The following is a 24,590-nucleotide window of genomic DNA, read 5'->3' on the forward strand; positions in this document are numbered from 1 at the left end:
ACTCCTCACGTGTTTTAGGGAGACTCCGATTGCGGAAGACTTGCAGATAGCGTTCGATGTCATCAAGTAGGTCATGAGCAGGATTGGTCTGACTTAGCTGGGCAGCAATCTTAGAAAAGAGCTGGGCCAAGATCAAACTCTCACTTGCGGCCAGATGACAGGTATTGATCTGCTGGGCCATATTTCGCAGGATGCGACTTTGTCGCTGTCTCATCTCAAAGTAATGGATGTGGTAGTCCGTCTGGTGAAAGAGATGATCCGAGTGATCCAGGTAGACCAGTTTAAGAGCTTCATCGAGGAGCTTGTCTAATTGGTCAACGAGTTGGGCTTGATTGCGTCCGTCTCCTCTTGACAGATAGTATTTAAAGCGAAGCAGGATGTCTTTTAACTTTTCCTCGACCTGAAGGTGGTAGCTTTGGATGGCTTTCTCACGAGAGGGCATATAAAGGTTGACCAATAGAGCAAAGCTTGTCCCGATGAGAAAGAGGAGCACTTCATTAAGCAAGAGCTCTGGAGAGGTAGACTCCTGTACCAAGAGATGGCTGACCAAGACACTGCTAGGGGTGATGCCGATTTCCCAGCCCATTTTGTAAGTAAGAGGTACATAGAGAGCCAGATAGAGGCCCAGGCTCCAGATGTGAAAACCTGTCAGCTGAAAGGCTAGAACACCGATAGCCAGCGCTAGGAGCATGGAAAAGAGGCGGTTACGTGCTAATTTCAGCGTGCTTCTGCGTGTGTCGGAGAGGCTTAAGAGAGCGATGATTCCAGCTGAAACTGCTGATGATAAATCTAAAAAATAAGCGAGTAAACAAGCGAGACAGGTCGCTAAGACCAGTTTGGTCGTGCGTTGAGTGAGAGACATGAAAATTTCCTAAACTAATAGAATCAAGTGTTTAACGAGGAGTCAGAGACTAGGGGCGAAGTTTTCGGTTTGTAGCATACTCGGCAACCGCTGTAAAGAGGACATCTGTTGAAGAGTTCAGGGCTGTTTCGCAGGAATCTTGCACGACTCCGATCACAAAACCGACTCCGACAACCTGCATAGCCAAGTCGTTGGAAATCCCAAAGAGGCTACAAGCTACAGGAATGAGGAGAAGGGATCCCCCAGCGATTCCAGAGGCCCCGCAGGCAGAAATGGCAGCCACGACACTGAGCACAAATGCTGTCCCAAAGTCTACCGAGATTCCGAGTGTGTTGACAGCAGCCAGGGTCAGGACATTTATGGTAACTGCAGCGCCAGCCATATTGATGGTCGAACCAAGCGGGATGGAGACAGAGTAGGTGTCAGGATTCAGTCCCAAGTCTTGGCAGAGTTTCATATTGACAGGGATATTGGCGGCAGAGCTACGAGTGAAAAAGGCTGTAATACCACTGACACGTAGACATTTCAAAACAAGGGGATAGGGATTTTTCCTCATAAAGAGAAAGGCGATGAGCGGGTTGATGATGAGAGCAACAAAGGCCATAGTAGCAATCAAAAGTCCTAGGAGGACACCGTAGTTAGCCAAACTAGCAATGCCCTTGTCAGAGATGGTCTTGAAAACCAAGCCTAAAATCCCAAAGGGAGCTAGGTTGATAATCCATTCTACGATTTTAGAGGTGACATCCGCCATGGTTTTCAGTAATTCTTTACTGTGTTTACTTGCCTCTCTCATAGCCAAGCCAAAGATAACTGCCCAAGAGAGAATCCCGATATAGTTGGCTTCAACAATGGCATTCAAGGGATTGTCCACCAGTTTGAGTAGTAGATTGCTGAGGACTTGACCAATACCGTCAGGAGCAGCAACTTCTGTATTTGCGTTGGTCAGGGTGATTTGTACAGGCAGTAAGAAACTAGCTAGAACGGCTACCAATGCAGCAGCAAAGGTTCCGAGCAAGTATAGGAAAATAACCGTCTTCATATTGGTGTTTTGTCCCTTTTGGTGTTGGGAAAGGGCATTGGCAACAAGGGCAAAAACCAAAATAGGAGCGATGGCTTTCAGTCCACCTACAAAGAGATCTCCAAGCAGGCCAATTCCTGTAAGGTTTGGAAAGAGCATTCCTAATGTAGCTCCCAAGATCATTCCAATAAGGATTCGTTTGATGAGGCTTGCCTTGGTCCAGGCTCTAATGATTCGTTTCATAGCAGTCTCCTTCAAATGTATTGTTTATAATTATAGTATAAATATGCTATATAGGCAAGTGATATTTTGAAAATAGGGCCGATAATTGAATAATTATGAAAGAAAAGAGAAGGGCGATTTTATGGTATAATAGGGAAAAGGAGTTTTATATGCAAGATTTTTTTCAACGCTATTTTGATAAACTTGATTTAACAACCATATTAGAGAATCTCTTGACCAAGGTGATTTCTCTTTTGATTTTGTTTTTACTATTTTATATAGCTAAAAAGATGCTTCATGCAACTGTACGAAAGATTGTCAAGCCCTCGCTTAAATTTTCCAATCGAGATGCAGGAAGACAAAAGACTATCTCCCGTTTGCTGGAGAATGTCTTTAACTACATTCTTTATTTCTTTCTGCTCTACTGTATCCTGTCTATTTTAGGTTTGCCAGTTTCTAGCCTCCTTGCTGGTGCGGGGATTGCCGGGGTGGCCATTGGTATGGGGGCGCAAGGCTTTCTATCCGATGTCATCAATGGCTTTTTCATCCTCTTTGAACGCCAGCTTGATGTGGGCGATGAAGTGGTTCTCACAAATGGACCGATTACCGTTTCTGGAAAGGTCGTTAGCGTAGGGATCCGTACAACTCAACTGCGAGGTGACGATCAAGCCCTTCACTTTGTTCCAAATCGTAATATCACCGTCGTCAGCAATCTATCTCGTACTGAATAGGCCGGCTATTTTAGCAGATTTGTGGTACAATAGAAGGAGTTTGGTAAAGGAGAGAGTATGCTATTTGTAGAGAAAAAATTAGGTCACGATTGTACGTGGATAGACCTTGATGTAGACAAGATTAAAAACATGGAAGACCTTTCGGATGTCTATGGATTGGACAAGGAAACCATCGAGTATGCTCTGGATAGAAATGAGCGTGCCCACATGGACTATCACCGTGAAACGGGAACGGTAACCTTCATTTATAATGTTCTTGACTTAGAAAAAGACAAAGAATATTATGAAGCGATTCCGATGACCTTTATCGTTGAAAAACAACGGCTGATCACAATTAGCAACCACAAGAATAGTTATGTGATTAAACGAATGGCATCCTACCTTGAAAGCCATGAAGTTGTTTCAATCTACAAATTTCTTTTTGCCAGTTTAGAGATTATTAGCAATGCTTATTATCCAGTGATTGAAGAGATGGATAAAGGTAAGGATGAAATCAGTGCACTTCTTCGTCAAAAAACAACTAAAAAAAATCTTTTTGCTCTCTCTGACTTGGAAACTGGTATGGTTTACCTGACTGCTGCTGCCAAACAAAATCGTCTCCTCTTGGAACATATCCAAGGACATGCCCTTTATCGCAGTTTTAACGAAGTTGAGAGAGAACAGTTTGACGATGCCATGATTGAAGCGCATCAGTTGGTTTCGATGACAGACTTGATTTCTCAAGTTTTGCAACAACTCTCAGCCTCTTACAACAACATCCTAAATAATAATCTAAATGATAATTTGACAACTTTGACAATTATCTCAGTCTTACTAGCTATCCTTGCGGTTATTACAGGATTCTTCGGAATGAATGTTCCCTTACCGTTTGCAAATGAACCAAATGCTTGGATTTATATTTTGCTAGCTAGTCTCATTTTATGGGTAGTCTTAGCCCAATATTTAAAGAATATTGCTAGAAATTAAAAAGAAAAGGAGCCAGAATGGCGATTGAAAATTACATGCCAGATTTTGCTGTGGAAGCAGTTTATGATCTGACAGTCCCAAGTCTGCAGGCGCAGGGGATCAAGGCTGTTTTGGTCGATTTGGACAATACCCTCATTGCTTGGAACAACCCTGATGGGACGCCAGAGATGAAGCAATGGCTACATGACCTTCGTGATGCAGGTATTCGCATCATTGTTGTTTCAAATAATACCAAAAAACGGGTACAACGCGCAGTTGAGAAGTTTGGGATTGATTACGTTTATTGGGCCTTGAAGCCTTTCACTTTTGGGATTGACCGTGCCATGAAGGAATTCCACTATGAGAAAAATGAAGTGGTCATGGTCGGCGACCAACTTATGACGGATATACGAGCAGCTCACCGTGCAGGTATTCGCTCGATCTTGGTCAAGCCCTTGGTCCAACATGACTCTATCAAAACGCAGATTAACCGAGTTCGCGAGCGCCGTGTCATGCGAAAAATCACTGAAAAGTACGGACCGATTACATATAAAAAAGGAATCTAACTATGGAAGAAATTCTCTGTATTGGTTGTGGAGCAGCCATTCAGACGACAGACAAGGCTGGACTTGGCTTTACCCCCCAGTCGGCACTTGAAAAAGGTTTGGAGACTGGCGAAGTCTATTGCCAACGTTGTTTCCGTCTCCGTCACTACAATGAAATCACGGATGTCCAGTTGACAGACGATGATTTTCTCAAACTCTTGCACGAGGTGGGAGACAGTGATGCCTTGGTGGTCAATGTCATTGATATCTTTGACTTTAATGGCTCTGTCATCCCAGGCTTACCACGTTTTGTATCGGGCAATGATGTCCTCTTGGTGGGAAATAAAAAAGATATCCTGCCCAAGTCAGTTAAGCCAAGCAAGATTAGTCAGTGGCTCATGGAACGTGCCCACGAAGAAGGGCTTCGTCCAGTAGATGTTGTCCTGACTTCAGCCCAAAACAAGCATGCCATCAAAGAAGTCATTGATAAGATTGAGCATTATCGTAAGGGCCGCGATGTCTACGTAGTTGGGGTAACCAACGTTGGAAAGTCAACCCTCATCAATTCCATTATTCAAGAAATAACGGGTGATCAGAATGTCATTACGACTTCACGCTTTCCAGGGACAACCTTGGACAAGATTGAGATCCCGCTTGACGACGGGTCTTATATCTACGATACACCGGGGATTATCCACCGCCACCAGATGGCCCACTACTTGACGGCTAAAAACCTCAAGTATGTCAGCCCTAAAAAGGAAATCAAGCCAAAAACCTATCAGCTTAACCCTGAACAAACCCTGTTTCTAGGTGGTCTCGGACGCTTTGACTTCATATCAGGAGAAAAGCAAGGATTCACAGCCTTCTTTGACAATGAACTCAAACTCCACCGTACCAAGCTAGAAGGCGCTAGTGCCTTTTATGACAAGCATCTGGGAACTCTTCTCACACCACCAAATAGCAAAGAAAAAGAAGATTTTCCAAAACTAGTCCAACATGTATTTACCATCAAGGACAAGACAGACCTAGTCATCTCAGGACTCGGCTGGATCCGCGTAACAGGCACCGCCAAAGTCGCCGTCTGGGCACCAGAAGGCGTCGCCGTCGTCACACGCAAAGCAATCATTTAAACACAGAAAGGAAAGAGTTGTCTGGATTAGGGCGAGCTCTGCGAGCCCATAACGAATACTTTTCGCCGTGGTGTCAGTTGGTACAAGGAGTTGTACCAACTGCGGAAAATTTGAGACCTTAGGCTCAAATTTTAGTCATGAAAGTCCGAAGGACTTTGCTGACGTCCGTCACCACTTCAGAAAAGTATTAAAAGAAACTCTTTTTAAGAAATTATGTCATTAACATCAAAACAACGTGCCTTCCTCAACAGCCAGGCACACACCCTCAAACCCATCATCCAAATCGGGAAAAATGGTCTCAACGACCAAATCAAAACCAGCGTCCGTCAAGCTCTTGACGCTCGCGAATTGATTAAAGTTACGCTCTTGCAAAACACAGATGAAAACATCCACGAAGTAGCTGAAATCTTGGAAGAAGAAATCGGTGTGGATACGGTCCAAAAAATCGGACGCATCTTGATTTTGTATAAACAATCTAGCAAGAAAGAAAATCGCAAGATTTCCAAGAAAGTCAAAGAAATCTAAAACCTACTCCAAACAACTGTTTATACAGAGAATTAAAGGAAGACGAGCCTATGGCAATCGAATTATTGACTCCCTTTACCAAGGTAGAGTTGGAGCCAGAAATCAAGGAGAAAAAACGCAAACAAGTCGGGATTTTAGGCGGAAATTTTAACCCTGTTCACAATGCCCATCTTGTTGTGGCGGACCAAGTACGACAACAGTTGGGACTAGATCAGGTCCTGCTTATGCCCGAATACCAACCACCTCATGTAGATAAAAAGGAAACCATTCCCGAGCACCATCGGCTCAAGATGCTTGAGTTGGCGATTGAGGGGATTGAAGGTCTGGACATTGAAACCATTGAGTTAGAGCGTAAGGGCATTTCCTACACCTACGACACCATGAAGATTTTGACAGAGCAACATCCAGATACGGATTATTACTTCATTATCGGGGCTGATATGGTGGACTATCTGCCTAAGTGGTACCGAATTGATGAGCTGGTCGACATGGTTCAGTTTGTAGGGGTTCAGCGTCCACGCTACAAGGCAGGGACTTCCTATCCAGTTATCTGGGTGGATGTGCCTCTCATGGACATCTCGTCCAGCATGGTGCGTGACTTCATTGCCCAAGGTCGGAAACCTAACTTTCTCCTACCTCAGCCAGTGCTAGACTACATCGAGAAGGAGGGGCTTTACTGATGGCATACCAAGACTATATCAACTGCTCCCGCGAGGCTTTGTTGAAAAAAATGGCAGAGCTTCTGCCTGAAAAACGCTTAACCCATTGTCTGGGTGTAGAGCGTGCAGCCATAGAACTTGCGAAACGATTTGGAGTCGATGCCGAGAAAGCTGGTCTAGCAGGCCTTCTTCATGATTATGCTAAAAAGCTGTCAGATCAGGAATTTCTAGACTTGATTGACCATTATCAGCTAGACCCTGACCTCAAAAACTGGGGCAATAATGTCTGGCATGGCATGGTTGGTATCTACAAGATTCAGGAAGATTTGGATTTGCATGATTCAGAAATCCTGCGAGCTATTGAAATCCATACAGTCGGTGCTGGTCAGATGACAGACCTAGACAAGGTTGTCTACGTTGCAGATTATATCGAGCATAACCGCGCCTTTCCAGGTGTGGATGTGGCGCGTGAAATTGCTGAGCTATCGCTCAATAAGGCAGTGGCCTACGAAACAGCTCGTACCGTGGAGCATCTAGCTCATCAGGGATTACCCATCTATCCCCAAACCCTTGAAACCTATAACGCCTTTGTGCACTATTTGAAAGAGGACTAAATGAACGAAAAAGAATTACTAGAACTAGTCGTGAAAGCGGCTGATGAGAAACGTGCGGAGGATATCCTCGCACTTGATGTACAAGATTTGACCAGCGTGACGGACTACTTTGTCATCACGAGCTCAATGAATAGCCGCCAGTTGGATGCTATCGCTGACAATATCCGTGAAAAAGTAGCCGAAGCTGGTGTTAAAGGCAGCCATGTCGAAGGCGATGCAGCTGGAGGCTGGGTTTTGCTAGACCTCGGTGGTGTCGTTGTGCATATCTTCTCAGAAGAAATGCGTGCCCATTATAACTTAGAAAAACTATGGCATGAGGCGAGCTCAATAGACATTTCAGAAGCCTTAGCATAGGATATGAACTCAGTTGCAGTCAACTGGGTTTCTTTGCTTATTTTAAAAGAAATTGATGGAAAGGTGAGGGCGACGTGTTTGGTTGATCTTGAAACTGAACACGAGCTAAAAGCTGCGAGAAAAAGAGTAACTTCCTTTGTATCTGATGATACAGCAGAAAGTTTCCTATTTTCTCTTAGTCTTTAACGCTCTTTGTATCTTAGAAAGGATTTGAACCCGTCCTGTAATCGTCGGAAAATAGATAGCCTTCCTTGGAGCTCGGCTCCATCGTCAAGCTCCTAATTTTCATTCCGATTACGGGCGGACTTGGTATCATGATTATGGCAACTTATGAAACCTTTGCGGCTGTTTATGATGCGGTCATGGATGACAGTTTATACGATAAATGGACGGATTTTTCCCTCCGTCATTTGCCAAAGACCAAGGAGAGAAAGAAACTCTTGGAATTGGCTTGTGGAACAGGTATCCAGTCTGTCCGCTTTTCTCAAGCTGGTTTTGATGTGACAGGACTTGACTTGAGCGCTGATATGCTGAAGATTGCGGAGAAAAGAGCTACTTCAGCCAAGCAAAAGATTGATTTTATCGAAGGTAATATGCTGGATTTATCCAAGGCTGGTAAGTACGACTTTGTTACGTGTTACTCGGACTCTATCTGCTACATGCAGGATGAGGTGGAGGTAGGGGACGTATTTAAAGAAGTGTATAATGCCCTCAATGAAGACGGAGTATTCATCTTTGATGTGCATTCGACCTACCAGACAGATGAGGTTTTTCCAGGCTATTCCTACCATGAAAATGCGGAAGATTTTGCCATGCTTTGGGATACCTATGAGGACGAAGCTCCTCACTCCATCGTGCATGAGTTGACTTTCTTTATCAAGGAGGCTGACGGTTCCTTTAGTCGTCACGATGAAGTGCATGAGGAGCGGACCTATGAAGTTTTGACCTATGATATTTTGCTGGAGCAGGCTGGTTTCAAGTCTTTCAAACTCTATGCGGACTTTGAGGACAAGGAGCCAACAGAAACCAGCACCCGTTGGTTTTTTGTCGCGCAGAAGTAGGAGAACATCATGACCATCACAGGTATTATCGCAGAGTTCAATCCTTTTCATAATGGGCACAAATACTTGCTTGAGCAGGCGGAGGGACTGAAAATCGTTGCCATGTCTGGGAATTTCATGCAGCGTGGAGAACCTGCTATCGTAGACAAGTGGACACGGGCTCAGATGGCGCTGGAAAATGGAGCAGATCTGGTAGTGGAATTGCCCTTTTTAGTCAGTGTTCAGGCGGCAGATTTCTTTGGCCAAGGAGCTGTGGATATCTTGGCTCGCTTGGGCATTGATACCCTCGCTTTCGGGACGGAGGAAGTTCTGGATTATCAGAAAATTGCTGACCTATACACGGAGCAAGGCACTGAGATGGAGAAATTTGTGGAAAATCTGCCTGATTCCCTTTCCTATCCTCAGAAAACCCAAGCCATGTGGAAGGAATTTGCAGGTCTTGATTTTTCAGGCAATACACCCAATCATGTTCTAGCTTTGGCCTATGCCAAGGGGGTTGCGGGACGTAGAATCAAACTCCATCCGATTCAGCGTCAGGGGGCTGGTTATCATTCTGTGGACAAGGAAGTGGACTTTGCCTCAGCAACAGCCCTCCGTCAGCATCAATCAGACCAAGATTTCTTAGAACGCTTTATGCCTTCTCTTGACCTCTTTGAGTTGGCGTGTAGGGTGAGTTGGGATGACTATTTTACCTTGCTCCGCTATCAAATCTTGTCAAATCCAGACCTAACCACCATCTATCAGGTCAATCAAGAAATGGCTGTGCGTATCAAGGAAGCTATCAAAACAGCCCAGTCTGTTGACGAATTGGTCGAGGCGGTTGCGACAAAGCGTTATACCAAGGCGCGTGTACGACGACTCTTGACCTATATCTTGGTGCAGGCCAGAGAAAGCGACTTGCCAGAAGGCATCCATGTCCTTGGCTTTACTGAAAAAGGCAGACAACACCTCAAGTCTCTGAAAGGCCAGGTCCATCTAGTCAGTCGAATTGGCAAAGAACCTTGGGATGCTATGACTCAAAAGGCAGACCAGATTTACCAACTAGGACACCCAAGTATAGCAGAACAGAATTTTGGCAGGGTTCCGATTAGAATAGAAACAAACTAAGTCTACTGAAAGGTAGGCTTTTTTAGAATATTTTCGAATAAATAGATAGAAAAGAAAAATCTTGTACAAGTTCCTGACAATTTCTTTCTTTTTGTGTATAATAGTGGAAAAGAGGTAAAACGAGGTATGGTTATGGAAGCAGTTCTTTATTCAACATTCCGAAATCATTTAAAGGACTACATGAAGAAGGTAAATGATGAATTTGAGCCTTTGACGGTGGTCAATAAAAATCCAGATGAGGATATTGTAGTCCTTTCAAAGAGCGAGTGGGATAGTATTCAGGAAACCCTGAGAATCGCTCAAAATAAGGAACTTTCTGACAAGGTCTTGCGAGGAATGGCTCAAGTTCGTGCTGGAAGCACTCAGGTGCATGTGATTGAGGAGTGAGGAATGCTGCTCAAATTTACAGAAGATGCCTGGGCGGATTATTGCTATTGGCAAAACCAAGATAAGAAAACATTAAAAAGGATCAATAAATTAATCAAGGATATTCAACGCGATCCTTTTGTAGGAATGGGGAAACCAGAACCACTCAAGTATGACTATCAAGGAGCTTGGTCGCGGCGCATTGATGCAGAAAATCGCTTGATTTATATAATAGATGGAGATAGCGTGGCTTTCTTGTCCTTCAAAGATCATTACTAAGTCTACTGAAAGGTAGGCTTTTTTGCTTCGTTTTTCGTGGAAATTTAAATTTTTAAAGATTCTTAATTTTACTTGAAAATCTAAGGGATTTCTTCAAAAATTCACACAAAACTCTTCAATTTGGGTTTGTGAAAATCGGTTTTTTGTGATAGAATATTAAGGAATGTATGTCATTCGATAAACAAATTTAATGAGGTAAAAACATGGAAATCATGACACTTGCGATTGTTGTTTTTGCCGTCATCATTGGTTTAGTCATTGGATATGTCAGCATCTCAGCTAAGATGAAATCATCTCAAGAGGCTGCAGAGTTGATGCTTCTAAATGCTGAACAAGAAGCAACTAATTTACGAGGACAAGCTGAGCGCGAAGCGGATTTATTGCTAAATGAAGCCAAGAGCGAAAGCAAGTCTCTTAAAAAAGAAGCACTATTGGAGGCCAAAGAGGAAGCCAGAAAATACCGTGAAGAAGTGGACGCTGAATTTAAGTCAGAACGTCAGGAACTCAAGCAAATCGAAAGTCGTTTGACGGAGAGAGCTACGAGCCTTGACCGCAAAGACGACAATTTGACGAACAAAGAAAAAACACTTGAACAAAAAGAACAAAGTATTTCTGATAGAGCAAAAAACCTTGATGCACGTGAAGAGCAATTAGAGGAAGTCGAAAGACAAAAAGAAGCTGAACTTGAACGTATCGGTTCCCTTTCCCAAACTGAGGCTCGAGATATTATCTTGGCTCAGACAGAGGAAAACTTAACCAAGGAAATTGCTAGCCGCATTCGTGAGGCAGAGCAAGAAGTGAAGGAACGTTCAGACAAGATCGCGAAAGATATCTTGGTTCAGGCTATGCAGCGTATCGCTGGTGAGTATGTAGCGGAGTCAACAAACTCTACAGTTCACTTACCAGACGATACCATGAAGGGGCGCATTATCGGTCGTGAAGGACGCAATATTCGTACCTTTGAAAGTTTGACAGGGGTAGATGTCATCATTGACGACACGCCAGAAGTAGTAACCTTGTCAGGATTTGATCCGATTCGTCGTGAAATTGCTCGTATGACCATGGAAATGTTGCTCAAGGATGGCCGTATCCACCCAGCTCGTATCGAGGAGTTGGTGGAGAAAAACCGTCAGGAGATTGACAATAAAATCCGTGAATATGGTGAGGCTGCTGCTTACGAGATTGGTGCGCCAAACCTTCATCCAGACTTGATGAAGATCATGGGACGCTTGCAGTTCCGTACTTCATATGGACAAAATGTCTTGCGTCATTCGATTGAAGTTGCTAAGTTATCTGGTATCATCGCGAGTGAACTTGGTGAAAATGCAGCTCTTGCCCGTCGTGCTGGATTCCTTCATGACATCGGAAAAGCTATTGACCGCGAGGTTGAAGGTAGCCACGTTGAGATTGGTACGGAGTTGGCTCGTAAGTACAAGGAACACCCAGTTGTGGTGAATACCATTGCTAGCCACCACGGCGATGTCGAAGCCGAAAGCGTCATTGCAGTGATCGTTGCTGCAGCAGATGCCTTGAGTGCAGCGCGTCCAGGTGCTCGTAGCGAGTCTCTTGAAAGCTACATCAAGCGTCTCCATGATTTGGAAGAAATCGCAAATGGCTTTGAAGGAGTGCAAAATAGCTTTGCCCTTCAAGCAGGGCGTGAAATCCGTATCATGGTTAATCCAGGACAAATCAAAGACGACAAAGTCACAATCTTGGCTCACAAAGTTCGTGAGAAAATTGAAAACAATCTCGATTACCCAGGAAATATCAAGGTAACCGTGATTCGCGAACTTCGTGCAGTAGATTATGCTAAATAAATAAGAAAGAGCAGTTGAAAAATTACTGCTTTTTTGTTACACTAGATAGAAAGACTGTAGAAGGATAACTGACACTATCATCAGTATCCGAGAGAAATTTTACTTTATTTCACAGACTAACTAAAGGAGACATAATGGCAGACCGAGGCTTGCTAATCGTTTTTTCTGGTCCTTCAGGAGTTGGGAAAGGAACGGTTAGAAGAGAGATTTTTGAGAGTTCTGAGAATCAATTTCAATACTCTGTATCGATGACGACGCGTGCGCAACGTCCTGGTGAAGTGGATGGAGTGGACTATTTCTTCCGTACTCGTGAAGAGTTTGAAGAGCTGATCCGTCAAGGTCAGATGTTGGAATATGCAGAATATGTCGGTAACTACTATGGAACTCCTCTGACCTATGTCAATGAAACTCTGGACAAGGGAATCGATGTCTTTCTTGAGATTGAAGTCCAAGGAGCCCTTCAGGTTAAGAAAAAGGTTCCAGATGCTGTCTTTATCTTTCTAACGCCACCAGATTTGGATGAATTGCAAGATCGTTTGGTAGGTCGTGGAACAGATAGCGCTGAAGTGATTGCCCAACGAATCGAAAAAGCCAAGGAAGAAATTGCCCTCATGCGTGAGTATGATTATGCCATTGTCAACGATCAGGTGCCCCTCGCTGCTGAACGTGTCAAGCGTGTGATCGAAGCAGAACACTTCCGTGTGGACCGTGTCATTGGTCACTACCAGGAGATGTTGCCAAAATCTCCAACTACTCGATAAACTATAGGAAACAGGTACAAGCAAATGATGTTAAAACCCTCTATTGATACCTTGCTGGACAAGGTACCATCAAAATATTCACTCGTAATCTTGGAAGCAAAACGCGCCCACGAACTAGAAGCAGGAGCGCCAGCAACTCAAGAGTTTAAGTCTGAAAAATCAACTCTTCGTGCTTTGGAAGAAATCGAGTCTGGAAATGTAACCATTCACCCAGATCCAGAAGGAAAACGTGAAGCGGTTCGTCTCCGTATCGAAGAAGAAAAACGCCGCAAAGAAGAAGAAGAAAAGAAAATCAAAGAGCAAATCGCTAAAGAAAAAGAAGATGGTGAAAAAATTTAAGGTTGGGGGGACTCAATCTTATTTTTTCTATTGCAAGAATGTACTGACAAGGAGGAGGTGAGAAGATGGCAATCGCAAAGATTATTGTGGATGTTCCCCTTATGCAGACGGACCAGCCCTATAGTTATAAGGTCCCTGAGGAATTTGTAGAGATGCTGGAAGTCGGTATGCGGGTTCATGTCCCCTTCGGAAAGGGTAATCGTTTGATACAAGGGATTGTGCTTGGCCTGGAGTCCCAGTCGGATGAAGAGATGGAAGGTCAGGACTTGAAGGAGATTGCAGAGGTGCTAGATTTTTCTCCTGTCTTGACTCAGGAGCAACTCTGGTTGGCTGAGGAGTTACGCAAGTCCGTCTTTTCTTATAAAATCTCCATTCTAAAAGCTATGCTTCCAGGATTTCTGAATTCTAGCTATGACAAGATTCTCTATCCTCTGGAAGGTCTGAGTCAGGCAGACAAAGAGCGCTTGTTTGGTTCAGAAGATTCGCTAGTCTTTTCTTCTTTAGACCTTGCTAAGCAAGCTGAGATGATGCGCTTGACTAGGAAAGGTCTGCTCCGCTTAGAATACCAGGCAGTCGATCAAAAGAAGGTCAAGACCCAGTCTTGGTATGAGGTTGATGCTACTCAGCTAGAGCGGATTGAGATTTCTGCGCGTGCTAAGAAAAAGGCAGAGCTGAGAGATTATCTGCTGTCTCATCCTGAAAGTGCTCCTCTGGCTAGCTTGTTAGAATCCTACTCACGGGAGCAAGTCAACTTTTTTGTGGAGCAAGGAGCTTTAACTCTAGTCCAAAAGGAAGTGCAACGTTCAGCTGCTTATTTTGAAGGCATTGAAGCAAGTACACCTTTGGAGCTGAACCCAGAGCAAAGACAAGCTCGCGATGCGGTTGTCAGTGCTATTGGTAGTCAACAGCCTCCATTCCTCCTTCAAGGGATTACAGGAAGTGGGAAAACGGAGGTTTACTTGCAGATTATCCAAGGAGCCTTGGATAAGGGTAAGACGGCTATTTTGCTGGTGCCTGAGATTTCTCTGACGCCACAAATGACGGAGCGTTTTATTGCTCGATTTGGTGAGAAAGTAGCCATTCTTCACTCAGGCCTGTCCAATGGTGAAAAGTACGACGAATGGCGCAAGGTTGAGCGTGGCGATGCCCAAGTTGTTGTTGGCGCTCGATCAGCTATCTTTGCTCCTTTGAAAAATCTAGGTGTTATAATTATCGACGAAGAGCATGAAGCTAGCTACAAACAAGACAGCAATCCCCGTTATCATGCTAGAGAGGTCGCCATTCTACGGGCCCAGTACAATCAAGCAGCCCTAGTCCTTGGCTCAGCGACACCGAGCTTAGAGAGCCGTGCGCGTGCTGGAAAAGGTGTCTATCAACACTTACGTCTGACCCAACGGGCCAATCCTTTAGCCACTATTCCTGAAGTTCAAGTGATTGACTTTCGGGACTATATCGGGCAGAATGAGACATCAAACTTTACGCCTCCTTTGCTAGAGGCCATTCGAGACCGTTTGGATAAAAAAGAACAGGCAGTCCTCATGCTCAACCGTCGGGGTTATTCTAGTTTTGTTATGTGTCGGGAGTGTGGAACGGTAGATAGCTGTCCCAACTGTGATATTTCTCTGACTCTCCACATGGATACCAAGACCATGAACTGCCATTACTGTGGATTTTCAAAGGGGATTCCTCATGTCTGTCCCAACTGTCAAAGCCGCAGTATTCGTTACTACGGGACGGGGACTCAGAAAGCTTACGATGAACTGGCAGAACTCTTTCCTCAGGCTCGCATTCTGCGGATGGATGTGGATACGACCCGCAAGAAAGGCAGTCACCAAGCTCTTCTTGACCAGTTTGGCCAAGGTGAAGCAGATATCTTGCTGGGAACTCAGATGATTGCTAAGGGCTTGGATTTTCCCAATGTGACCTTGGTCGGAGTGCTCAATGCGGATACGGCCTTGAATCTGCCTGATTTCCGTTCTTCCGAGAGAACCTTCCAACTCTTAACTCAGGTGGCAGGCCGTGCAGGCCGTGCGGAAAAAGCTGGGCAGGTCTTGATCCAGTCTTACAATCCGGAGCACTATGCCATTCGATTTGCCAAAGACCAAGACTATGAAGGTTTTTATGCCTATGAAATGAGTATCAGACGCCAACTCGGCTATCCGCCTTATTATTTCACTATTGGGATTACCCTCTCTCACAAGAAAGAAGAAGAGGTCGTCAAACGTGCCTATGAAGTCATGGGAATTTTGCGATCAGGTTTATCGGAAACTAGTAAAATCCTTGGACCAACGCCAAAACCAATCGCCCGTACCCACAACCTTTATCATTACCAGATTTTGATTAAATACCGTTTAGAAGATGAGCTGGGTCCAACCCTCAATCAGGTCTTGGCCTTGACTCAAGAACGTGAAAATAGCGAGCTTCGTCTCAGCATTGACCACGAACCGCAGCAATTTTTATAAGAAGGAGAAGAAATGACAAAACTAATCTTTATGGGGACACCTGATTTTTCAGCGACAGTTTTGAAGGGGTTGTTATCAGACAACCGTTACGAGATTCTGGCTGTTGTGACCCAGCCAGACCGCGCTGTTGGCCGTAAAAAAGTGATCCAAGAAACCCCAGTCAAGCAGGCCGCCAAAGAAGCAGGTCTTCCTATCTACCAACCTGAAAAATTATCTGGAAGTCCAGAGATGGAAGACATTATGAAGCTAGGAGCTGATGGGATTATCACTGCTGCTTTTGGGCAATTTCTCCCAAGTAAACTCCTTGATAGCATGGACTTTGCGGTCAATGTTCACGCTTCCCTTCTTCCCAAACACCGTGGTGGAGCTCCCATTCATTATGCCCTGATTCAAGGGGATGAGGAAGCTGGTGTGACCATCATGGAAATGGTTAAAGAAATGGATGCAGGTGATATGATTTCCCGTCGTAGCATTCCTATCACAGACGAGGACAATGTCGGCACCTTGTTTGAAAAATTGGCAATCGTTGGTCGCGATTTGCTTTTGGATACGCTACCTGGCTACCTAGCAGGAGAAATCCAACCTGAACTACAAGATCCTAGTCAAGTCACTTTCTCGCCAAATATCAAGCCAGAGGAAGAGAAACTGGATTGGACTAAAACCAATCGCCAACTCTTTAACCAAATCAGAGGGATGAATCCATGGCCTGTTGCCCATACTTTTCTTAAAGGAGACCGCTTTAAGATTTATGAAGCCCTACCAGTAGAAGGTCAGGGAAATCCAGGTGAGATCCTCTCTATTGGCAAAAAGGAATTGATTGTCGCAACGGCTGAAGGAGCTCTATCTCTCAAGCAAGTGCAGCCAGCTGGGAAGCCTAAGATGGACATTGCTTCCTTCCTCAACGGAGTTGGACGGACATTGACTGTAGGAGAACGATTTGGTGACTAAAGTAGAAACGGCTAGAAGTCTAGCTCTAGCAGTATTAGAGGATGTTTTTATCAACCAAGCATACTCCAATATTGCCTTAAACAAACACCTCAAGTGCAGTCACCTCTCAGCAACAGATAAGGGGTTGGTGACAGAGATTGTCTACGGTACGGTAGCCCGAAAACTGACTCTGGAATGGTACCTGTCCCACTTTATCGAAGACCGGGATAAGCTAGATAACTGGCTCTATATCCTGCTCCTTCTGAGCGCTTACCAACTTCGGTATCTGGATAAGATTCCTAATCACGCTGTTGTTAATGAAGCAGTGGAACTAGCCAAAGCGCGTAAAAAAGGCAGTGAAAAATTAGTCAACGCCGTCCTTCGTCGTATCTTGCGAGAAGGCTGGCCAGACATTGACAGTATCAAACGCAAAAACAAGCGTGATTCCATTGCCTATTCTCTCCCAGTTTGGCTCGTGTCTAAACTCAAGGAAGAATACGGTGAAGAGAGAGCACAAGCCATCTTTAAAAGTCTCTTGGTGCGCAACAAAGCTAGCATCCGGGTGACCAACTTGAGCCGAAAAGAGGAAATCAAAGCTTTGTTAGAGGCGACCAATTCCCCTTTAGCGGCCACTGGTCTGGTCAAGGAGCAAGGCCACTTTGCAGGACATGATTTGTTCGCAGAAGGGGCTATAACCATCCAAGACGAGTCCAGTCAACTGGTTGCTCCGACTCTTGATCTACAAGGCGATGAGCAGGTCCTGGATGCCTGTGCCGCTCCGGGTGGAAAAACAGCTCATATAGCTTCTTATCTCGCTACAGGTCAGGTAACTGCTCTGGACTTGTATGACCATAAGTTGGACTTGATCCAAGAAAATGCGGAGCGTTTAGGTGTGGCAGAACGAGTGCAAACGCAAAAATTGGATGCCAGAAAGGTTCATGAGTTTTTCGGTCGGGATTCTTTTGATAAGATTTTGGTAGATGCTCCCTGTTCTGGGATTGGACTTTTACGTCGCAAACCAGACATCAAATACAATAAAGAAACAGCAGATTTCACGTCCTTACAGGAAATTCAGCTGGAAATATTAGGTAGTGTTTGTCAAACACTACGTAAAGGTGGTATAATAACGTATAGTACCTGTACTATTGTCTCTGAGGAGAACTTTCAAGTTGTTGAAGCATTTTTAGAAAGTCATCCCGAGTTCGAGCAGGTTAAACTAGAACACGAATGTAAAGATATCCTGAAAGATGGCTGCATCCTGATTACTCCTGAATTGTATGGAAGTGATGGATTCTTTATCAGCCAATTTCGCAAGATATCAGAATAGGAAGGAACTGACACAATGGAAATAGCATTATTAACAGATGTTGGTCAGAAACGGACAAATAATCAGGACTATGTCAATCACTTTGTCAACCGAGCAGGACGCACTATGATCATCTTGGCTGACGGGATGGGAGGACACCGTGCAGGAAATATCGCTAGTGAGATGGCGGTAACAGACCTTGGTGTGGCTTGGGTGGATACTCAAATTGACTCAGTCAATGAAGTTCGTGAGTGGTTTGCCCACTACCTGGAGATTGAAAATCAAAAAATTCATCAACTAGGTCAGGACGAAGCCTACAGAGGTATGGGAACAACGCTAGAAGCTGTTGCGTTTATTGACAACCAAGCCATCTATGCTCACATTGGAGATTCTCGTATCGGTTTGATTCGTGGAGAAGAATACCACCAGTTGACAAGTGACCATTCTTTGGTCAATGAATTGCTCAAGGCTGGTCAATTGACTCCAGAAGAAGCAGAAACTCACCCTCAAAAGAATATCATCACCCAGTCTATCGGACAAAAAGATGAAATCCAGCCAGATTTTGGGATGATTACACTGGAGTCAGGAGATTATCTCTTGCTCAATAGTGATGGTTTGACCAATATGATTTCGGCAAGCGAGATTTATGATATCGTAACCAGTGATATTTCCCTAGCAGACAAGGCGACAACCCTCATTCGCTTCGCTAACAATGCAGGAGGTTTAGACAACATTACGGTTGCCCTTGTTTACATGAACGAGGAGGCAGCAGAATGATCCAAATCGGCAAGATTTTTGCCGGGCGGTATCGGATTGTCAAGCAGATTGGTCGAGGAGGCATGGCAGATGTTTACTTGGCCAAGGATTTGATCCTAGACGGGGAAGAAGTGGCAGTGAAGGTCCTGAGGACTAACTACCAGACAGACCCAATTGCTGTGGCACGTTTCCAACGTGAAGCGAGAGCCATGGCGGATCTGGACCATCCTCATATCGTTCGGATAACAGATATTGGTGAGGAAGATGGTCAACAGTACCTGGCTATGGAATACGTAGCAGGCCTTGACCTCAAGCGTTATATCAAAGAACACTATCCTCTTTCAAATGAAGAAGCAGTTCGGATTATGGGGCAAATCCTCTTGGCCATGCGCTTAGCCCATACTCGAGGAATCGTTCACCGGGATTTGAAACCTCAAAATATCCTCTTGACACCTGACGGCACAGCTAAGGTCACGGACTTTGGGATTGCCGTAGCCTTTGCAGAGACCAGTCTGACCCAGACAAACTCAATGTTAGGCTCTGTTCATTATTTGTCACCTGAGCAAGCGCGTGGTTCTAAAGCGACCTTCCAGAGTGATATCTATGCAATGGGGATTATCTTCTATGAAATGCTGACGGGACATATCCCTTATGATGGGGATAGCGCGGTTACGATTGCCCTCCAGCATTTCCAGAAGCCACTTCCGTCCGTCATAGCTGAAAACCCATCTGTCCCTCAGGCTTTAGAAAATGTTGTCATCAAGGCAACTGCTAAGAAGCTATCAGACCGTTATCAGTCTGTTTCTGAAATGTATGTGGACTTGTCAACTAGCTTGTCTTATAATCGTCGCAATGAACCGAAACTGGTCTTTGACGATGCGAGTAAGGCAGACACTAAGACTTTACCTAAAGTCCCACAAAGTACACTAACATCGATTCCTAAAGCTCCGGCGCAAGAAGAACGCCCTCAGCTAAAGAAACCAACTCAACCAGTGGCAGAACCGGCTCCAGCGCCAAAACCAGCCAAGAAACGGAAGTTTAAGGCTCGCTATATGATTCTTTTGGCCAGTCTTCTATTGGTTGCAGCCTCTTTGGTCTGGATTTTGTCAAGAACACCTGCAACGATTCCCATTCCTGATGTGGCTGGACAAACCGTTGCCGAGGCTAAGGAAGCTCTTAAAAAATCCAAGTTTGAAGCTGGTGAAGAAAAGTCAGAAGCTAGCGATACAGTAGCAGAAGGACGTGTTATTCGAACGGATCCAGAAGCTGGTAGTGGCCGAAAAGAAGGAACCAAGGTCAATTTGATTGTTTCTTCTGGTAAGCAATCCTTCCAATTGAGCAATTATGTCGGACGTAAGTATACGGAAGTTGTAGCTGAACTCAAGGAGAAGAAGGTTCCTGAAAATCTAATCAAGATGGAAGAGGAAGAATCCAATGAAAGCGAACCTGGAATCGTCATCAGACAGACCCCTGCTTCGGGTTCGACTTATGATCTCTCAAAAGCCACTACGATTACCTTAACAGTGGCTAAGAAGGTGACTAGTGTCAGCATGCCGAACTACATCGGTTCAAGTCTCGAGTTTACAAAGAATAACTTGACTCAGATTGTCGGTGTGAAGGAAGCGAATATTGAGGTTGTAGAAGTATCGACTGCTCCTGAAGGAACGGCAGAAGGAACTGTTGTAAGTCAAACGCCAAGAGCAGGAGAACAGGTTGATCTTGCAAGTACGCGTATCAAACTTTCCATCTACAAACCAAAAACACCACCGTCAACTTCATCCTCTAATCCTGCCCAACGTGGGAACCAGGGTTCTCCTACAAGTCCAAACCAGGGGAACCAACAAGGAAATCAACAAGGTAACACTCCTTCTAGCAGTTCATCCAATAGTGAAGGAACTCACGAAAGTTCTCGAGATTAAACGAATCTTTGTCATGATTTCATGACAAAGATTTTTTTTAACAAGATTTTGTGATAAAATATAGGGAGTAGAAAAAGGAGGAGAAAATGGACGAATCGAGAGAGTTGAATGCCGTCATTGATGTGATTATGCTAGCAGGAACCATTCTCCTGAAAAGTGGCTCAGAGATTCATCGGGTCGAGGATACGATGATCCGTATTGCCCATTCGCAGGGAATATTGGATTGCAATGTTCTTGCCATGCCCGCAGCTATTTTCTTTTCTATTGAAAACACCAATATTTCTCGGATGAAACGGGTGACCTCATCCTCTTATAACATTGAAAAAGTTTGCGATGTCAATCAAGTATCACGGGAGCTTGTCGGTGGCCAGATTGATCTCTCGACAGCCTTTAAAAAGCTGAAAGAAATCGGCGATCAAGCACTTCCTTATACAAAGTTCCAAGTGACTGTAGCAGCGACCCTCAGTGCCCCTTTCTTCTCGATTATGTTTGGGGGCAATGTTTATGACGCTTTTGGTGCAGCTATTGCAACTTTATTTGGATTTGCCTTCTCTCTCTACGTCGAGAAGTTTGTCCGCATTCCTTTTGTAACGGCCTTTGCGGGTGCCTTTGTTTTCGGATTGATCGCCCAGTTCTGGGCCCGCTATACAGGATTTCCTTCGACGGCAGACCTGATTATAGCAGGAGCGGTCATGCCCTTTGTTCCAGGGATTGCTCTGACAAATGCGGTACGGGATATCATGACCAACCATATCAACTCTGGTATGAGCAAGATGTTTGAATCTTTGCTCATTACCCTCGCTTTAGGGGCTGGCACCTCTGTCGCCCTGGTTTTGATGACATAAGATGACTCTAACAAGTATTTTGCTCCAAGCAGTGGCGAGTTTACTCGCCATTATCACCTTTCTAATCGTACTGAATGTTCAACGCTCCATGCTCCTACCTGGTGGTGTTTTGGGAATGGGCGTTTGGCTCCTCTATCTCGTCCTCAAAGAACCAACCAATGTTATTGTCGCGACCTTTATCGCAGCAGTAATTGGCTCTTGCATCAGTCAGATTTTAAGTATTGTCTATAAGACACCAGCGGTGGTCTTTGTCTTGGCTATTCTTGCCCCCTTGGTGCCAGGTTATTTATCCTATCGGACGACTGCCTTCTTTGTGACAGGCGATTACAGCCATGCTATTGCCAGCGCGACTTTGGTGGTTATGTTAGCCCTCGTTATTTCCATTGGAATGGCAAGTGGAACGGTGATTCTAAAGCTTTATTACTACATCCGAAAACAACGAGGAATCTCTTCCTAATACAATCAAAGCAAAGACTTGATTTGTTGAATCAAGTCTTTTTTCTCTCTTTTGTTCCTATTTGTGATAAAATAGAATGAAACGATTTTTTACAATGAATGAAAAAACAGAGGTAAATATGACAATCGGTATTGATAAGATTGGTTTTGCGACCAGTCAATATGTCTTGAAATTACAAGACTTAGCAGAAGCGAGGGGAGTTGACCCCGAAAAATTTAGCAAGGGACTCTTGTTAAATGAAATTAGTATTGCTCCACTGACTGAGGACATTGTTACCTTGGCAGCTAGTGCAAGCAACTCTATTTTAACAGACAAAGAAAAAGAAGAAATCGATATGGTCATCGTGGCGACTGAGTCAGGGATTGACCAGAGTAAGGCAGCGGCAGTCTTTGTTCATGGCCTATTAGGCATTCAGCCTTTCGCCCGTAGCTTTGAAATCAAAGAAGCCTGCTATGGAGCGACAGCTGCCCTTCATTATGCTAAATTGCATGTGGAAAATTCTCCAGAGTCTAAGGTTTTGGTTATTGCCAGTGATATTGCCAAGTATGGTGTCGGAACTCCGGGCGAACCAACTCAGGGTGCTGGAAGTGTGGCGATGTTGATCACCCAAAATCCGCGCATTATGGCCTTTAACAATGATAACGTTGCCCAAACGCGCGACATCATGGATTTCTGGCGTCCGAACTATTCAAGCACTCCTTATGTAAACGGCATGTACTCGACCCAACAGTATCTTGATTGCCTGACAACGACTTGGGATGAATACAAGAAACGCTATGATTGGACTATGGATGACTTTGCGGCTATCTGCTTCCACTTGCCTTATCCTAAGTTGGCCCTAAAAGGCTTGCGCAAGATGATGGACAAGAACTTATCTCAAGAGAAAAAGGATAGTCTGCAAGAAAACTTTGATAAGTCCATTCTCTACAGTCAGATGATTGGAAATATCTATACAGGTTCCCTCTTCCTCGGCCTTCTCTCCCTTTTGGAAAATACAGAAACTTTGAAGGCTGGAGATAAAATTGCCCTCTACAGCTACGGAAGTGGAGCGGTTTCAGAGTTCTTTAGTGGTGAATTGGTCGAAGGCTATGAGGCCTATCTCGACAAAGATCGCTTGAGCAAACTCAAACAACGTACAGCACTGTCTGTTGCAGACTATGAAAAAGTCTTCTTCGAAGAGGTGCAGTTGGATGAGTCTGGCTCAGCCCAATTTGCAGGCTATGAACATCAAGACTATGCCTTGGTGGAAATTGTCGACCACCAACGCCGATATAGCAAGGTTGAAAAATAATGAAGATAAGTTGGAATGGATTTTCTAAAAAATCATACCATGAGCGCCTTGAGTTGTTGCGAGATCAGGCGCTCCTTAGTCCTGACAAGCAAACAAGTCTGGAGCAGGATGAACAAGTCAGCTTAGCTGTTGCAGATCAGCTGAGTGAAAATGTGGTAGGAACTTTTTCTCTGCCTTATTCGATCATTCCAGAACTTTTGGTGAACGGTCAGGACTATACAGTTCCCTATGTGACAGAAGAACCCTCAGTGGTTGCTGCGGCCAGCTATGCAAGTAAAATCATCAAGCGGTCTGGTGGCTTTACTGCTCAAGTACATGAGCGCCAGATGATTGGGCAGGTAGCCCTTTATCAAGTTGCTGATCCTGAACAAGCGCAAGAGAAGATTTCCAGCAAGAAAGCCGAACTCTTGGAACTTGCCAATCAAGCCTATCCTTCTATCGTCAAACGTGGAGGCGGGGCGCGTGATTTACATGTAGAGCAGATCAAAGGTGAAACAGACTTTCTCGTTGTTTATCTCCATGTTGATACTCAGGAAGCCATGGGAGCCAATATGCTCAACACCATGCTGGAAGCCTTGAAGCCAGTCTTAGAAGAACTCAGTCAAGGACAGAGTCTTATGGGAATTTTGTCCAACTACGCGACTGATTCTCTGGTGACAGCAAGTTGTCGTATCGCCTTTCGCTACTTGAGTCCCCAAAGGGACCAAGGACGAGAAATTGCGGAGAAAATAGCCTTGGCTAGCCAGTTTGCGCAGGCTGATCCTTACAGAGCGGCTACTCATAATAAAGGGATTTTTAACGGTATTGATGCCATTTTAATCGCCACGGGTAATGACTGGCGTGCTATCGAAGCTGGGGCCCATGCCTTTGCCAGTCGAGATGGACGCTATCAAGGTCTTAGTCAATGGAAGCTGGACATGGAAAGAGAAGAATTGGTTGGTGAGATGACATTACCCATGCCGGTAGCTACAAAGGGTGGCTCTATTGGACTCAACCCACGTGTAGCCCTCAGTCATGAACTACTAGGAAATCCTTCAGCCAAGGAATTAGCTCAAATTATCGTGTCCATCGGTCTTGCCCAAAACTTTGCGGCCCTCAAAGCCTTGGTAAGTACGGGCATCCAGCAAGGCCACATGAAGTTGCAGGCCAAATCCTTAGCTCTACTAGCTGGTGCTAGCGAGTCTGAAGTTGTTCCCCTAGTTGAGCGCTTAATATCGGAGAAAACCTTTAACTTAGAGACAGCCCAGCGCTATCTCGAAAACTTAAGATCATAAAAAACTCAGACGAATTCG

General features: G+C 44.7%; 26 protein-coding genes. 24 read left to right on the plus strand and 2 right to left on the minus strand.

Annotation, left to right across the window (positions count from 1 at the left end; genetic code table 11):
- Both GMD4S_RS01025 and sstT read right to left on the minus strand, forming a co-directional pair.
- The coding region (locus tag GMD4S_RS01025) for an aromatic acid exporter family protein (RefSeq protein WP_000060063.1) at positions 1 to 862 on the minus strand (862 nt) is incomplete at its 3' end.
- Between the two features lie 49 nt (positions 863 to 911).
- Positions 912 to 2,123 (minus strand): serine/threonine transporter SstT, encoded by a 1,212-nt coding sequence (sstT, locus tag GMD4S_RS01030; protein WP_000821325.1) that lies wholly within the window; start codon positions 2,121 to 2,123, stop codon positions 912 to 914.
- A gap of 149 nt (positions 2,124 to 2,272) precedes the next feature.
- Here sstT and GMD4S_RS01035 point away from each other — a divergent pair, with 149 nt between their 5' ends.
- From GMD4S_RS01035 to GMD4S_RS01155, 24 genes are all read left to right on the plus strand, one after another.
- Positions 2,273 to 2,833, plus strand: a complete 561-nt coding sequence (locus GMD4S_RS01035) for a mechanosensitive ion channel family protein (protein ID WP_001150569.1) — start codon at positions 2,273 to 2,275, stop codon at positions 2,831 to 2,833.
- Between the two features lie 57 nt (positions 2,834 to 2,890).
- On the plus strand, positions 2,891 to 3,799 hold the full coding sequence (locus GMD4S_RS01040) for a magnesium transporter CorA family protein (protein ID WP_000899712.1): 909 nt from the start codon (positions 2,891 to 2,893) through the stop codon (positions 3,797 to 3,799).
- A gap of 17 nt (positions 3,800 to 3,816) precedes the next feature.
- Positions 3,817 to 4,344, plus strand: a complete 528-nt coding sequence (locus GMD4S_RS01045) for a YqeG family HAD IIIA-type phosphatase (RefSeq protein WP_000963745.1) — start codon at positions 3,817 to 3,819, stop codon at positions 4,342 to 4,344.
- Positions 4,345 to 4,346: 2 nt separating this feature from the next.
- Entirely contained in the window at positions 4,347 to 5,453 is a 1,107-nt protein-coding gene (gene yqeH, locus GMD4S_RS01050; RefSeq protein WP_000391169.1) for a ribosome biogenesis GTPase YqeH, read from the plus strand.
- Between the two features lie 213 nt (positions 5,454 to 5,666).
- Entirely contained in the window at positions 5,667 to 5,978 is a 312-nt protein-coding gene (gene yhbY / locus GMD4S_RS01055; RefSeq protein ID WP_000060171.1) for a ribosome assembly RNA-binding protein YhbY, read from the plus strand.
- Between the two features lie 50 nt (positions 5,979 to 6,028).
- Positions 6,029 to 6,658 (plus strand): nicotinate-nucleotide adenylyltransferase, encoded by a 630-nt coding sequence (locus GMD4S_RS01060; protein WP_000963715.1) that lies wholly within the window; start codon positions 6,029 to 6,031, stop codon positions 6,656 to 6,658.
- Positions 6,658 to 7,251 (plus strand): bis(5'-nucleosyl)-tetraphosphatase (symmetrical) YqeK, encoded by a 594-nt coding sequence (gene yqeK, locus GMD4S_RS01065; RefSeq protein ID WP_000331237.1) that lies wholly within the window; start codon positions 6,658 to 6,660, stop codon positions 7,249 to 7,251. Before GMD4S_RS01060 ends, yqeK begins: the two co-directional genes overlap by 1 nt.
- On the plus strand, positions 7,252 to 7,605 hold the full coding sequence (gene rsfS, locus GMD4S_RS01070) for a ribosome silencing factor (protein WP_001003013.1): 354 nt from the start codon (positions 7,252 to 7,254) through the stop codon (positions 7,603 to 7,605). It begins immediately after the preceding gene.
- A 320-nt stretch (positions 7,606 to 7,925) separates the two neighbouring features.
- Entirely contained in the window at positions 7,926 to 8,666 is a 741-nt protein-coding gene (locus tag GMD4S_RS01080) for a class I SAM-dependent DNA methyltransferase (protein ID WP_008279438.1), read from the plus strand.
- 9 nt (positions 8,667 to 8,675) lie between these two features.
- Positions 8,676 to 9,773 (plus strand): nucleotidyltransferase, encoded by a 1,098-nt coding sequence (locus GMD4S_RS01085; RefSeq protein WP_000156373.1) that lies wholly within the window; start codon positions 8,676 to 8,678, stop codon positions 9,771 to 9,773.
- A gap of 132 nt (positions 9,774 to 9,905) precedes the next feature.
- The gene (locus GMD4S_RS01090) at positions 9,906 to 10,160 is read left to right on the plus strand and encodes a type II toxin-antitoxin system Phd/YefM family antitoxin (protein ID WP_000388572.1); all 255 of its coding nucleotides are present in this window, start codon (positions 9,906 to 9,908) and stop codon (positions 10,158 to 10,160) included.
- A gap of 3 nt (positions 10,161 to 10,163) precedes the next feature.
- Positions 10,164 to 10,418, plus strand: coding sequence for a Txe/YoeB family addiction module toxin (locus GMD4S_RS01095; RefSeq protein WP_000924722.1), 255 nt, complete (start codon positions 10,164 to 10,166; stop codon positions 10,416 to 10,418).
- Between the two features lie 203 nt (positions 10,419 to 10,621).
- Positions 10,622 to 12,235 (plus strand): ribonuclease Y, encoded by a 1,614-nt coding sequence (locus GMD4S_RS01100; RefSeq protein ID WP_000404967.1) that lies wholly within the window; start codon positions 10,622 to 10,624, stop codon positions 12,233 to 12,235.
- A gap of 134 nt (positions 12,236 to 12,369) precedes the next feature.
- Positions 12,370 to 12,996 carry a guanylate kinase gene (gene gmk, locus GMD4S_RS01105; RefSeq protein WP_000775041.1) on the plus strand — a complete coding sequence of 209 codons (627 nt, stop codon included), beginning with the start codon at positions 12,370 to 12,372 and terminating at the stop codon, positions 12,994 to 12,996.
- Between the two features lie 24 nt (positions 12,997 to 13,020).
- On the plus strand, positions 13,021 to 13,335 hold the full coding sequence (rpoZ, locus tag GMD4S_RS01110) for a DNA-directed RNA polymerase subunit omega (RefSeq protein ID WP_002874282.1): 315 nt from the start codon (positions 13,021 to 13,023) through the stop codon (positions 13,333 to 13,335).
- Between the two features lie 65 nt (positions 13,336 to 13,400).
- Entirely contained in the window at positions 13,401 to 15,797 is a 2,397-nt protein-coding gene (locus GMD4S_RS01115) for a primosomal protein N' (protein ID WP_000951902.1), read from the plus strand.
- 12 nt (positions 15,798 to 15,809) lie between these two features.
- A complete protein-coding gene (gene fmt / locus GMD4S_RS01120; protein ID WP_000163668.1) occupies positions 15,810 to 16,745 on the plus strand; it encodes a methionyl-tRNA formyltransferase in 936 nt (311 codons plus the stop codon).
- Positions 16,738 to 18,051 carry a 16S rRNA (cytosine(967)-C(5))-methyltransferase RsmB gene (rsmB, locus tag GMD4S_RS01125; protein ID WP_008289038.1) on the plus strand — a complete coding sequence of 438 codons (1,314 nt, stop codon included), beginning with the start codon at positions 16,738 to 16,740 and terminating at the stop codon, positions 18,049 to 18,051. Before fmt ends, rsmB begins: the two co-directional genes overlap by 8 nt.
- A gap of 15 nt (positions 18,052 to 18,066) precedes the next feature.
- Positions 18,067 to 18,807 (plus strand): Stp1/IreP family PP2C-type Ser/Thr phosphatase, encoded by a 741-nt coding sequence (locus GMD4S_RS01130; RefSeq protein WP_000401528.1) that lies wholly within the window; start codon positions 18,067 to 18,069, stop codon positions 18,805 to 18,807.
- Positions 18,804 to 20,705: a Stk1 family PASTA domain-containing Ser/Thr kinase gene (pknB, locus tag GMD4S_RS01135; protein ID WP_000614522.1), complete on the plus strand. Its 1,902-nt coding sequence runs from the start codon at positions 18,804 to 18,806 to the stop codon at positions 20,703 to 20,705. The genes GMD4S_RS01130 and pknB overlap by 4 nt, the downstream gene beginning before the upstream one ends.
- Before the next feature lie 86 nt (positions 20,706 to 20,791).
- Positions 20,792 to 21,550: a threonine/serine exporter family protein gene (locus GMD4S_RS01140; protein ID WP_000344538.1), complete on the plus strand. Its 759-nt coding sequence runs from the start codon at positions 20,792 to 20,794 to the stop codon at positions 21,548 to 21,550.
- 1 nt (position 21,551) lies between these two features.
- Positions 21,552 to 22,007, plus strand: coding sequence for a threonine/serine exporter family protein (locus GMD4S_RS01145; protein WP_000176909.1), 456 nt, complete (start codon positions 21,552 to 21,554; stop codon positions 22,005 to 22,007).
- Positions 22,008 to 22,125: 118 nt separating this feature from the next.
- On the plus strand, positions 22,126 to 23,298 hold the full coding sequence (locus GMD4S_RS01150) for a hydroxymethylglutaryl-CoA synthase (RefSeq protein WP_008289040.1): 1,173 nt from the start codon (positions 22,126 to 22,128) through the stop codon (positions 23,296 to 23,298).
- Positions 23,298 to 24,572: a hydroxymethylglutaryl-CoA reductase, degradative gene (locus GMD4S_RS01155; protein WP_000704366.1), complete on the plus strand. Its 1,275-nt coding sequence runs from the start codon at positions 23,298 to 23,300 to the stop codon at positions 24,570 to 24,572. Before GMD4S_RS01150 ends, GMD4S_RS01155 begins: the two co-directional genes overlap by 1 nt.
- Positions 24,573 to 24,590: the final 18 nt, after the last annotated feature.

This window comes from Streptococcus sp. GMD4S (assembly GCF_000296955.1).